General features: G+C 62.4%; 11 protein-coding genes and 1 pseudogene. 7 read left to right on the top strand and 5 right to left on the bottom strand.

What is annotated here, in order from left to right; translation table 11 throughout:
- Positions 1 to 83: 83 nt before the first annotated feature.
- Positions 84 to 818, top strand: coding sequence for an osmolarity response regulator transcription factor OmpR (gene ompR, locus AAEZ08_RS18490; protein ID WP_003281070.1), 735 nt, complete (start codon positions 84 to 86; stop codon positions 816 to 818).
- Between the two features lie 97 nt (positions 819 to 915).
- On the top strand, positions 916 to 2,247 hold the full coding sequence (locus AAEZ08_RS18485; protein WP_102820964.1) for an ATP-binding protein: 1,332 nt from the start codon (positions 916 to 918) through the stop codon (positions 2,245 to 2,247).
- Between the two features lie 22 nt (positions 2,248 to 2,269).
- Here the strand turns inward: AAEZ08_RS18485 and rimK are convergent, their stop codons facing one another.
- Both rimK and rimB read right to left on the bottom strand, forming a co-directional pair.
- Positions 2,270 to 3,175, bottom strand: coding sequence for a 30S ribosomal protein S6--L-glutamate ligase (gene rimK / locus AAEZ08_RS18480; RefSeq protein ID WP_003281074.1), 906 nt, complete (start codon positions 3,173 to 3,175; stop codon positions 2,270 to 2,272).
- Entirely contained in the window at positions 3,172 to 3,639 is a 468-nt protein-coding gene (gene rimB / locus AAEZ08_RS18475; protein ID WP_003281076.1) for a retropepsin-like aspartic endopeptidase RimB, read from the bottom strand. The genes rimK and rimB overlap by 4 nt, the downstream gene beginning before the upstream one ends.
- Before the next feature lie 101 nt (positions 3,640 to 3,740).
- Between rimB and AAEZ08_RS18470 the strand changes: the two genes are divergently transcribed.
- Positions 3,741 to 4,139, top strand: coding sequence for an RNA-binding S4 domain-containing protein (locus AAEZ08_RS18470; protein ID WP_500124859.1), 399 nt, complete (start codon positions 3,741 to 3,743; stop codon positions 4,137 to 4,139).
- On the opposite strand, the gene AAEZ08_RS18465 is transcribed toward AAEZ08_RS18470, so the two are convergent.
- Positions 4,136 to 4,927 carry a phosphatase PAP2 family protein gene (locus tag AAEZ08_RS18465; RefSeq protein ID WP_102820966.1) on the bottom strand — a complete coding sequence of 264 codons (792 nt, stop codon included), beginning with the start codon at positions 4,925 to 4,927 and terminating at the stop codon, positions 4,136 to 4,138. The genes AAEZ08_RS18470 and AAEZ08_RS18465 overlap by 4 nt on opposite strands.
- Before the next feature lie 197 nt (positions 4,928 to 5,124).
- Here AAEZ08_RS18465 and hslO point away from each other — a divergent pair, with 197 nt between their 5' ends.
- The 3 genes from hslO (at position 5,125) to AAEZ08_RS18450 (ending at position 8,542) form a co-directional block, all read left to right on the top strand.
- Positions 5,125 to 6,012: an Hsp33 family molecular chaperone HslO gene (gene hslO, locus AAEZ08_RS18460; protein WP_003281080.1), complete on the top strand. Its 888-nt coding sequence runs from the start codon at positions 5,125 to 5,127 to the stop codon at positions 6,010 to 6,012.
- A gap of 222 nt (positions 6,013 to 6,234) precedes the next feature.
- Positions 6,235 to 7,779: a phosphoenolpyruvate carboxykinase gene (locus AAEZ08_RS18455; protein ID WP_058063506.1), complete on the top strand. Its 1,545-nt coding sequence runs from the start codon at positions 6,235 to 6,237 to the stop codon at positions 7,777 to 7,779.
- 160 nt (positions 7,780 to 7,939) lie between these two features.
- Complete coding sequence (locus tag AAEZ08_RS18450; RefSeq protein ID WP_102820967.1) at positions 7,940 to 8,542, top strand: nitroreductase family protein; 603 nt, start codon at positions 7,940 to 7,942, stop codon at positions 8,540 to 8,542.
- An 80-nt stretch (positions 8,543 to 8,622) separates the two neighbouring features.
- On the opposite strand, the gene AAEZ08_RS18445 is transcribed toward AAEZ08_RS18450, so the two are convergent.
- Positions 8,623 to 8,865 carry a DUF2790 domain-containing protein gene (locus AAEZ08_RS18445; protein WP_003281084.1) on the bottom strand — a complete coding sequence of 81 codons (243 nt, stop codon included), beginning with the start codon at positions 8,863 to 8,865 and terminating at the stop codon, positions 8,623 to 8,625.
- A gap of 309 nt (positions 8,866 to 9,174) precedes the next feature.
- On the opposite strand from AAEZ08_RS18445, the gene AAEZ08_RS18440 reads away from it, so the two are divergent.
- Entirely contained in the window at positions 9,175 to 11,100 is a 1,926-nt protein-coding gene (locus AAEZ08_RS18440; protein ID WP_500124858.1) for a RecQ family ATP-dependent DNA helicase, read from the top strand.
- Positions 11,101 to 11,131: 31 nt separating this feature from the next.
- Here the strand turns inward: AAEZ08_RS18440 and AAEZ08_RS18435 are convergent.
- Positions 11,132 to 11,512, bottom strand: a pseudogene (locus AAEZ08_RS18435) (methyl-accepting chemotaxis protein); the annotation flags it as partial.
- Positions 11,513 to 11,806: the final 294 nt, after the last annotated feature.

Genomic DNA, 11,806 nt, shown 5'->3' with positions numbered 1-11,806 from the left:
AACGAAAAATCTGCTAACAATGGCTGTCAGTAGGGCCGATCAACACTGCGCAATAATGCGCCGTCGACCATCTGGGAGTTTCCATGAGCAGCACTGCGCAAGCCAGCGAAGGCGAAAAAATCCTCATCGTCGATGACGATGCCCGTTTGCGGCGTCTGCTCGAGCGTTTCCTCGACGAGCAGGGCTACCGTGTTCGTACCGTGGAGAACACCGAGCAGATGGACCGTCTGCTCAGCCGCGAGCTGTTCCAGCTGGTGGTGCTCGACCTGATGATGCCGGGCGAGGACGGTCTGTCCGCCTGCCGTCGGTTGCGCGAGAGCAACAATCAGATTCCGATCATCATGCTCACCGCCAAGGGCGACGAGGCCAGCCGCATTCAGGGCCTGGAGCAGGGTGCCGACGACTACCTGGCCAAGCCCTTCAATCCCCGTGAGTTACTCGCGCGCATTCGTGCGGTGTTGCGTCGGCAGGCCCCGCAGGTGCCCGGCGCGCCGGCCAGCGAGGATGAGACCGTAACCTTCGGCGAGTACGAACTGTCGCTTGCCACGCGTGAGCTGAAGAAGGGCAACGAGGTGCACATGCTCACCACCGGTGAGTTCGCCGTGCTCAAGGCGCTGGTCCAGCATGCTCGCGAGCCGCTTACCCGCGACAAGCTGATGAATCTGGCACGCGGTCGTGAGTGGGATGCGCTGGAGCGTTCCATTGATGTGCAGATTTCCCGCCTGCGTCGGCTGATCGAGCCGGACCCGTCCAAGCCTCGCTACATCCAGACGGTCTGGGGTGTTGGTTATGTGTTCGTGCCGGACGGCAACAAGTGATGCCGCGGGCTGCAAGCGTCGGGCTGCTGGTAACAGGCGCACGACGCGCGGGCTCGACTCTGCCTGAGACATACCGCCTGAGGGCTGCGGCAGCTTTGTGAAAACTCCTCTGTGGTTCCCGCAAAGCTTCTTCGCCCGCACCCTGTGGATGGTGCTGATCGTGGTGCTGTTCTCCAAGGTACTCACGCTGGTCTATCTGATGGCCAACGAGGACGTGCTGGTGGATCGGCAGTACAGCCACGGTGCGGCGCTGACTCTGCGTGCCTACTGGGCTGCAGACGTCGAGGATCGCGATCGTATCGGGCGTGCCGCCGGCTTGCTGCCGGTCGCTGAGGAGAACGTTCCGCGCAGCGAATATCACTGGCCCTACACCGATATCTTCCAGCGGCAGATGCGAGACGAGTTGGGTGACGACACAGAGGTCCGTGTGCGTATCCAGCCGTCTACCGCCATTTGGGTGCGCGCACCGAACCTCGGACCAGATTGGGTCCAGATGCCGCTGTACGCTTATCCGTTGCGCGGCCAGCGTATTTGGAGCGTGCTCGGTTGGTTCCTCGGGATTGGTCTGCTGTCCACGGGTGCAGCCTGGATCTTCGTCAGTCAGCTCAATCTGCCGCTCAAGCGGCTGGTCTTTGCTGCGCGGCAGATCGGCAAGGGGCGCAGGGTAAGGTTGCCGATCAGCGATACGCCGAGTGAAATGACCGAGGTCTATCGTGCCTTCAATCAGATGGCCGAGGATGTCGAGCAGGCCGGCCGCGAGCGCGAGCTGATGTTGGCGGGCGTCTCCCACGATCTGCGTACACCGCTGACGCGCCTGCGTCTGTCGCTGGAGCTGATGGCCAGCGATGATGAGCTGACCGAGGACATGATTCGTGATGTCGAGGACATGAACGCGATCCTCGACCAGTTTCTGGCTTTCGTGCGCGACGGTAGTGACGAGCCGGTGGAAACCACCGACCTCGGTGAACTGATCTGCGAAGCGGTGGCGCCCTACAATCAGCAACGAGAGACGGTGCGGCTGTGCGTCGAGCCGATGCCGCCGTTCGCCTTGCGCCGGGTGTCGATCAAGCGGCTGCTGGTCAACCTCATCGAGAACGCCCTGCGTTACGCCGGTGGCGGGGTGGAGGTGGCTGCTTATGTGTCGGGCGACCAGCACGCGCCCTACGTGGTGCTCAGCGTGCTCGACCGCGGCCCGGGGGTCGATCCGGCAGAGCTGGAAGGGATATTCAATCCCTTCATTCGCGGCGACCGCGCTCGCGGCGGACAGGGCGCCGGCCTGGGCTTGGCGATCGTCAAGCGCATCGCCTCGCAGCATGGTGGCGTGGTCGAGCTGCGCAATCGCGAGGGCGGCGGTCTGGAGGCGCGGGTCAGCCTGCCGCTGGGGCTGCTGCTGCCGCGCGATGCAGTGCAGGGCAAGTCGGCGGAGTAAGCCGGCTCGCCGCGCGGATCGGTCAGCCCTTGCCTTTGGTGCGGGTCAGGTGCGGCCCGCCGTTCTTCTCCAGGTACTGGATGATCAACCCGGCAACGTCCTTGCCGGTGGTTTCCTCGATGCCGGCCAGACCCGGCGAGGAGTTGACTTCCATCACCAGCGGTCCGTGGTTGGAGCGCAGGATGTCGACGCCGGCCACGTTCAGGCCCATCACCTTGGCCGCGCGAATGGCGGTCATGCGCTCTTCCGGGGTGATCTTGATCAGGCTGGCGGAGCCGCCGCGGTGCAGGTTGGAGCGGAATTCGCCGGGTTTGGCCTGGCGTTTCATCGCGGCGATGACCTTGTCGCCGACCACGAAGCAGCGGATATCGGCACCGCCAGCTTCCTTGATGTACTCCTGCACCATGATGTCCTGCTTGAGGCCCATGAAAGCCTCGATCACCGATTCGGCTGCCTTCTCGGTTTCGCAGAGCACCACGCCGATGCCCTGGGTGCCCTCCAGCACCTTGATCACCAGCGGTGCGCCGTTGACCATCTGGATCAGATCGGGAATGTCGTCCGGCGAGTGGGCGAAGCCGGTTACCGGCAGGCCGACGCCGCGGCGCGAAAGCAGTTGCAGCGCACGCAGCTTGTCTCGCGAGCGGGCGATGGCGACCGACTCGTTGAGCGGGAATACGCCCTGCATCTCGAACTGGCGCAGCACCGCACAGCCATAGAAAGTCACCGAGGCGCCGATACGCGGGATCACCGCATCGAAACCTTCCAACGGCTTGCCGCGGTAATGGATCTGCGGCTTGTGACTGGCAATGTTCATGTACGCACGCAGCGTATCGATCACCACCACCTCATGGCCCCGCTGCTGACCGGCTTCGACCAGGCGTCGGGTGGAATACAGGCGCGGATTGCGCGACAGCACGGCGATTTTCATTGAGCACCGGAGGAAGTGAGGATCTGGGGTTTGTCCTGGATATAGGTTCGCGACGGATCGATCAGCCATTGCCCTTCGACCAGCGCCTTGGAGCCGAGCAGCAGGCGATAGCGCATGGTCTTGCGGCAGGTCAGAGTGAACTCCACCGGCCAGACATGGCTGCCGAGCGCCAGCAGAGTGCGCACCACGTAGCGTGTCTGCACCTGACCATTGGAGCTTTTGATCAGCTTGCGCGTGACCAGCGGTGCTTCGCAGCGGTGGCGGCGCTGTACCAGCGTCCCCAGGTGCGCCGTAAAGCGAACCCAGCGTTGCCCGTCGCGTTCGAATTCACTGATCTCGGTAGCATGTAGCGCTGAGGTGCTGGCCCCGGTATCGACCTTCGCGCGCAGGCCCACCACACCGAGATCCGGCAGGGCGATCCATTCACGCAGACCGATCACGGTATGGGGGTCGAGACTCTTCAATGGGGGCGTCCGAAGATTTTGCGGGCATTCTAGTCGGGGCGCATGACAACTGCATCCGTCTGTAACACCCTAGAGCGACGTGTAGGAGATAGAGCTGGACGATGGCTGAAAAAGATGACGACAAGGTGCGGCTGGACAAGTGGCTGTGGGCTGCGCGCTTCTTCAAGACCCGCGCACTGGCCAAAGCGGCCATCGAGGGAGGCAAGGTGCACTGTCGCGGCGAGCGTTGCAAGCCGAGCAAGGAACCGAAGATCGGCGATGAGCTGGTGATTCGCGTTGGCTTCGACGCGCGTACGGTGGTTATCCGCGCGCTGTCGGCGGTGCGCCGCGGCGCACCCGAGGCGCAGACGCTCTATGAAGAGACGCCGCAGAGTCTGGCCGCTCGCGAGGAAGCGGCAGCCCAGCGCAAGGCGGGCGCATTGGGTATGCAGACCGACGGACGGCCAAGCAAGAAGCAGCGCCGGCAGATTCAATACCTGCGCGACTTCAAGCCGGGCTAGTCGCGCAGCAGGGCGATTCGCCTTAGCAATGGCAGCTTTGCGGCCAGCTGCATGGGCGCGCGCGCCAGCCATTGCAGCAGCGCGGCGATGTACGCGCCCAGTGGTGTGCAATAGCCCCAGCCGAGAGCCAGCAAGGCGATCAGCAGGCCGCCGACGAAGTCGTCGCTGAACCAGTGCGCGCCGGCTACCAGCCGCGGCAGCATGAACACAACAGTGACGCCGATTACCACGACGAGACGCCCACCGCGGGCGAACAGCGCCATGAACAGCCCCCAGATCAGCAGTACCGACGCGTGATCGCCAGGAAAGCTGCGACTGGACCGGTCCTTGAGCTCGAATACCCGCTCGAGCAGCGGGAAGTGATCGCTCAAATGATAGGCGCCAGCAATTTCCAGCGATGGGCTGGCATGCTGCCAGCCGAAGTGGCCGGCCGATTTGGTTACTGCCACGCGAATCACCAGCAGCACGAGCAACAGGCCGATAAAGGTGAACAACGCCGGGCGCAGTTGGTGTTGGGCAAACAGCCAATCGCGACGAATCAGCAAGGTCAGCAGCAGGGCTCCGACCAGAATGTCGAACACACGGACACTGCTCAGCGCCCACAGCCAGTCCCACCATCCGGTGATGCCCAGCGAGCCATTGAGCAGGTGGAACACCGCATGATCCATGGCATCCCACAGTGCGCGGGTGGTCGGCCATAGCCAGCTGAGCAACAGCAGCCCGGCGAGCAGGTGAGTGATCAGCAGCGGCAGCGGACGCCAGCGCGCCTGGGGAGTGGTCACGGACATAGGTAATCTCGACCGGGGTTTGCGATGGCGCGCGATACTAGTTCGCGTTATCGGTCCTGTCCTGACCACCTGCAAGCTGTTCAGCCACGGTTCAGTTTCGGCCAGTTCGGCGTGCCCGCCCGGCAGTCGCCCTTGGTGCTAGCCGGCTTTGCGCCTAAAATCGCCGGCTTCCTCCGCCGTTTCCTGCGAGCCCCGGCATGTCCGATCAAACCCAGCGTTTTCTCTTCGATGATTCCGACGTTCGCGGCGAAATCGCCACGCTAGACGAGAGCTTCCAGCATGTGCTGGCCAAGCATGCCTACCCGGAGCCTGTCGCCCAGCTGCTTGGCGAGCTGTTGACCGCTGCCGCGTTGCTGGTTGGCACGCTCAAGTTCGATGGGCTGCTGATTCTGCAGGCGCGCTCCAGTGGCGCCGTGCCTCTGCTGATGGTCGAATGCTCCAGCGCCCGTGAAGTGCGTGGCATTGCCCGCTACCACGCCGAGCAGATCGAGGCTGGCGCCTCGTTGGCCGAGCTGATGCCCGAAGGCATGCTGGCGATCACCGTCGATCCGGCCAAGGGCCAGCGCTATCAGGGCATCGTCGATCTGGATGGCGTCAATCTGGCGGAATGTCTGACCAACTACTTCGCTGCTTCCGAACAGTTGCCGACACGCTTCTGGCTCAACGCTGACAGCCGCCGGGCTTGTGGGCTGCTGCTGCAACAGCTGCCGGCCGATCGCATCAAGGACGCAGATGAACGCGACGCCAGCTGGCAGCACCTGCGTACCCTGGCCGATACCCTGACGGCCGAGGAGTTGTTGGGATTGGACGGCGAGACGGTGTTGCATCGTCTCTATCATGAAGAGCAGCTGCGTTTGTTCGATGCACTGCCGATTCGCTTTCGCTGCAGTTGTTCGCGTGAACGCTCCGCCCGTGCGCTGATCAGCCTGGGCGAGGAGGACGCCCAGCAGCTGGTCGCCGAGCAGGGCGGGGCGGTGAGTATCGACTGCCAGTTCTGCAACGAGAAATACACCTATGATGCCGCCGACGTTGCGCAACTTTTTGCCGGTGGTGGCAGCGACGCCCCCTCGGATACCCGTCACTGATCGAGTACTGTTGCCTGCCGTCATTCAGACATACGCTGGCATCGCTGTGCGCGTTAGGTGTCTGGACCTATAGGTAGGCAGTGAACTATTTGGCCATCACGGCCTCATACCCAGCGCGGCGGATTATCTGGCATAATCGCGCGCACTTTTTTCGATGTAGTTCGCCGTTCGGCGGGCTACAACAGCATGGAGGAATCGGCCCAAAGGCCGACGGGGACACTCATGACGCAAGCCACCAACGCCGTGTACACCGACATCAGCACCGCTCAACTGATTGAAGAAGCCGTCAAGCGCGCTGAGGGCGAACTGTCCGCCAATGGCTCTCTGGTGGTTAAGACCGGGCACCGCACCGGTCGTTCTCCGGCTGACCGCTTCATCGTTGAAGAGCCCAGCACCCAGCAGAAGATTGCCTGGGGCCCGATCAACCGTCCGTTCCCGGCCGGCAACTTCGAAGCTCTCTGGAATCGCGTCGAAGCCTACCTCGCCGAGCGCGACAGCTTCGTTTCCCACGTCCATGTCGGCGCTGATCCCGAGCACTACCTGCCGGTCAAAATGACCACCGAGACCGCCTGGCACAACCTGTTCGGCCGCTGCCTGTTCATCACCCCCGAGCAGTTCAACCCGATCGCCCTGAGTGAATGGCGCATCCTCAATGCTCCCTTCTTCCAGTGCGAGCCTGAGCGCGACGGCACCAACTCCGATGGCTGCGTGATCATCAACTTCGCCGAGAAGAAGGTGCTGATCGCCGGCATGCAGTACGCCGGTGAAATGAAGAAAGCCATGTTCTCCGTGCAGAACTTCCTGCTGCCGGACGTCGACGTACTGCCGATGCACTGCGCTGCCAACATTGGCGAAGACGGCGACACCACTCTGTTCTTCGGTCTGTCGGGCACTGGCAAGACCACCCTATCGGCGGACGAAAGCCGCTACCTGATCGGCGACGACGAGCACGGCTGGGGCGTTGGCCGCGTGTTCAACATCGAAGGCGGTTGCTACGCCAAGTGCATCGACCTGTCCGAGAAGAACGAGCCGGTAATCTGGAAGGCCATCAAGTTCGGCGCCGTGCTGGAAAACGTGGTGCTCGACGACCGCACGCGTCTGCCTGATTACGCCGATGCCAGCCTGACCCAGAACAGCCGCGCGGCCTACCCGCTGCAGCACGTCGAGAAGCGTTCCGAGAAGAACCTCGGTGGCGAGCCGAATGCGGTCATCTTCCTGACCTGCGACCTGACTGGCGTGTTGCCGCCGGTGTCGATCCTGAACAACGAGCAGGCTGCTTATCACTTCCTGTCTGGCTACACCGCGCTGGTCGGTTCCACCGAAATGGGTTCGGGCAGCGGCATCAAGTCGACCTTCTCCACCTGCTTCGGCGCGCCGTTCTTCCCGCGTCCGGCTGGCGAGTATGCCGAGCTGCTGATCAAGCGTATCAATGGTTTCGGATCCAAGGTCTACCTGGTCAATACCGGCTGGACTGGTGGTGGCTACGGTGTCGGCAAGCGCTTCAACATCCCGACCACCCGTGCGGTGATCGCTGCGATTCAAAGCGGTGCGCTGATCGGTGCCGAGACCGAGCATCTGCCGATCATCAACCTGGATGTGCCGAAGGCTGTCGCTGGTGTCGACACCCAGCTGCTCAACCCGCGCAACACCTGGACCGATCAGAGCGCCTACGATCAGGCAGCGAAAGAGCTGGCTACCAAGTTCGTTGAGAACTTCAAGAAGTTCGACGTCTCCGACGCCATCCGCAACGCCGGGCCGCAGCTGTAAGCTGAGCGCCGTGTCGAAAAAGCCGCCTCCGGGCGGCTTTTTCGTGTGCGCCTGGCGCTGCTCGCATCAATAGCGCCGATGATTTTCATCAGCAAAACGGCATGGATTCGATGGGTTGCCGTCTCTAGCATGGCCTCACTGTTTTTTCCGAGGAAATGCCATGAATACTGAAGAAGCCATCCGCACCCGTCGCGCCGTCAAGGTTTACGACTCGGCCTACACACTGAGCCGAGAGGAAAAGGATGAGCTGCTGCAGCTGGCCTTGCTGGCGCCGTCCGCCTTCAATCTGCAACACGTGCGACTGGTCGAAGTCAGCGACCCGACATTGCGCACACAGATCCGTGAGGTGGGTTGGAACCAGGCGCAGATGACCGATGCCTCGATGCTGGTGGTGGTCTGTGCCCAGGTCGATAGCTGGGAAAAGAACGTCCGCCGTGTATGGGACGGAGCGCCAAGCGAGGTGCAGGACTTCATGGCCGGCGCCATCGACGCCTACTACCGTGACAAGCCGCAGGTTCAGCGTGACGAAACCATGCGCAGCTGCGGTTTGGTGGCGCAGACGCTGATGCTCGCTGCGCGCGCCAAGGGTTTGGACTCCTGCCCCATGGACGGCTTCGATTTCGAGGCGGTCGGCAAGCTGATCAACCTGCCGGACAACCATGTCATCGCCATGATGGTCGCGGTGGGCAAGCGGGCCGCTGAGCCAAAGCCACGCATCGGCAAGCTGCCGTTCGATGAGGTGGTCGTCCGCGATCGCTTCTGACGCGCTGCGGGTTTGCGCCAGCGATGGCCCGGCGTATTGCTCGCGCGCAGGCCAGCTGCGGTCTTGTGGTCGGCTGGTGTTCAGTTCTGGTATTTGCAGGCTTCGGAAAGCGTGCGGTAAGCCAGCTTGCGCTCGGCGCCAGCCGAATCCCGATAGGTCATCACCGCGTCGGTCACTTCGCAGTACGGGGTCGGTTTGATCTTTATCGACAGCACTGCAGCAACATCCAGCTGGGTGCCGTAGGTGTAGGGTGTGGCTTTGACATCGTTGGCCTGAGCAAGAGCGGAAAACAGCAGGGCAGTGGCAATAAGGGGTGCGCGCATGGCGGTGAATCCTGTTCTAGTTCATGGGTCCGTCCTGTTCGCGGGCAGGATCACCTGATCCGGCGGCGCTTATGTTTGTTTTCAGGAGCCCGGCAATCGTAAAGGTAGATAGCTTCCTAACGGTAATTGCCAATTCCAATCCCACCGATTGACTGAAATGGCTGGCCGTTTTGCTCGCTGCCTTGCGCTGCCGAAGCAAACTCCGCTCGTATACCTTCTAGACGGTCGGGCTCACCTGTCGACCCGCTTTGCAGTACCGTCTCCCTCCTTTTGCTACCCTCCGGCCTCCAGTCAAAGGAGTGACTCAGCATGATCGAACAGACCCTCAAGCAGACTTTCGGCTACGACCGCTTTCGTCCAGGGCAAGACCAGGCGATTCGCGCCGTCGTGGGCGGGCGCTCGGCGGCGGCAATCTTTCCCACCGGGTCGGGCAAGTCCCTGTGTTATCAGTTGCCGGCGCTGCTGTTGCCGCATCTCACCTTGGTCGTCTCGCCGCTACTGGCATTGATGCAGGATCAGCTGGCGTTCCTGCATCGGCACGGCATCGCGGCGGCAAGCATCGATTCGGCGCAGAGCCGCGAGCAGGCGAGCGAAACCATGGCGCGCGCCAAGTCTGGTGAATTGAAGATCCTGATGATTTCGGTGGAGCGGCTGAAGAACGAGCGCTTCCGCAACTTCATCAGTCAGGTGCCGATCTCGTTGCTGGTGGTCGACGAAGCACACTGCATCTCCGAATGGGGCCACAACTTCCGCCCGGATTATCTGAAGCTTCCTGACTATCAGCACCAGTTCAACATCCCTCAGGTGCTGCTGCTGACGGCAACGGCGACGCCGCCGGTGATCGCCGACATGCAGGCCAAATTCTCGATTGCCGCGGACGACGTGGTAACCACCGGTTTTTACCGGCCCAATCTCAACCTGCTGGTGGAGCCGGTCACTGGTTTCAACAAGCAGCGCCGGTTGGTGGCATGGCTGGCGGACAAGGGCGGCCAGCCGACCATCGTCTATGTTACCCAGCAGAAGACTGCCGAGCAGGTCGCCGAACACCTGGCGCAACGGGGCTTTCCGGCCAGCGCTTATCACGCTGGGATGGCGCACGAGCTGCGCGAATCCATCCAGCGACGCTTCATGGAGGGCGAGCTGAACTGCATCGTCGCCACCATCGCTTTCGGCATGGGCATCGACAAGGCGGATATTCGCAATGTGGTGCACTACGACCTACCCAAGTCGGTGGAGAACTACAGCCAGGAAATCGGCCGTGCGGGCCGTGATGGGCAGCCGTCCGACTGTCTGGTGCTGGCCAATCGCGACAGCCTCAGCGTGCTGCAGAACTTCGTCTATGGCGACACGCCGGAGCACGACGGTATCCGCTGCGTGCTTGATGAATTGCGTCAGGCAGGCGCTGGCGGGCAATGGGAGCTGATGCTCAACCAGCTCTCGGACCAGAGCAATATCCGCCAGCTGCCGCTGAAGACGCTGCTGGTGCAACTCGAACTGCGCGGCATCATCGCGCCACGCTTCGCCTACTTTGCCGAATATCGTTTCAAGTACCTGCTCGAACCCGAAGTGCTGGTCACCAGGTTCGAAGGCGAGCGGCGGCAGTTCGTCGAGGCCATCGTGCATACCTCTGCTCGGGCTCGCACCTGGTGCACCCTGGACTTCGACATGCTCTACCAGCAGCACGGCGCCGACCGCGGCCGGGTGGTCAAGGCGCTGGAGTACTTCCAGGAAAAGGGCTGGATCGAGCTGGAAAGCAAGCAGATGACCGATGTCTACGCGCTGCTCGATGCGAATTTCGACGCAGAAGCCTTGAGCGAGGAGCTGCATGCCTACTTCAAGCAGCATGAAGCCAGCGAGATCACGCGCATCGAGAACATGCTGGCGCTGTTCGAGTCCGCCGAATGCCTGAGCCAGCGGCTGGCTACCTACTTTGGCGATGCCAACGCACCGCAGCGCTGCGGGCATTGCTCGGTCTGCCGCGGGCAGGTCGCGCAACTTCCTGAGCCAGCGGTGCTGGCGCCGCTTGGCGAGATCGACCTTGATGCCCGGTGCGCCGAGTTCAACCAGCGCTACACGCAGCTAAAGGGAGGGGCGCCCAGCGTCGAATGCCTGACGCGCTTTCTCTGCGGTATCAGCGTGCCGGTATTCACCAAACTCAAGGCACGCCAGATTCCCGGGTTCGCCTCGCTGGAGGCCTATCCCTACGCTGCAGTTCGCGAACGGTTGGCGAGATAGCGCCCGGCTTATTCGTCGTCCGCGGGCTGTGTCAGCGTGCCGTGAGGCCAATCAGCATGTCGGCGACGCCTTTGGTCTGGCGCGACGTACCGGCGGTGAGGTTGCTCGAGTTTTCCAGCGCATCCAGCAAGCCGGTCAGCGAACCGACACCGGCCGACTGGGTCTCGATGTGTTGTGCCACCGCGCGAATCTCGCTGGCCAGCCGGTCGATATCGGTGCCGATCTCCTCCGCATTCTTGCCGGTGATCTCGGCCAGCTTGCGCACCTCATCGGCGACCACCGCAAACCCCCGGCCCATCTCGCCTGCACGCGCCGCCTCGATTGCAGCATTGAGCGCCAGCAGGTTGGTTTGCCCGGCTATCTGCTGGATCGTTTGCACCACCGATTGAATGCGCTGGCTCGATTGCGCCAGCTCCCTTGCACTGCCGACCACTTCATCAGCTTGACTGACCATCTGCTTCACCGAGCTGCCGGCCTGCTCGATTACCGCGCCTTGCTGGTTGATGTTCAGGGTCAGGTCATCCATCGAACCGTGCAGTTCTGTGGCGCACTGACTCAGCTGCTCGGAAATGGACCGCCGCTGCTCGTCGGCCTGGGACAGGACCTGACCCAGGTCGGCCAGCCCGCGAAACACCGGGCGAATGTGCTCGTCCAGGCCGCTGACGTCTACTGCGCTGCTGTAGTCTTGGCGCTTGAACTGCTCGAT

Origin of the sequence: Pseudomonas sp. E45-MNA-CIBAN-0222, assembly GCF_040310405.1 — a bacterium.
Classification (GTDB): domain Bacteria; phylum Pseudomonadota; class Gammaproteobacteria; order Pseudomonadales; family Pseudomonadaceae; genus Stutzerimonas; species Stutzerimonas stutzeri_AC.
The sequence above is the reverse complement of the archived record's forward strand: the minus strand, read 5'-3'. Positions and strand labels throughout refer to the sequence as shown.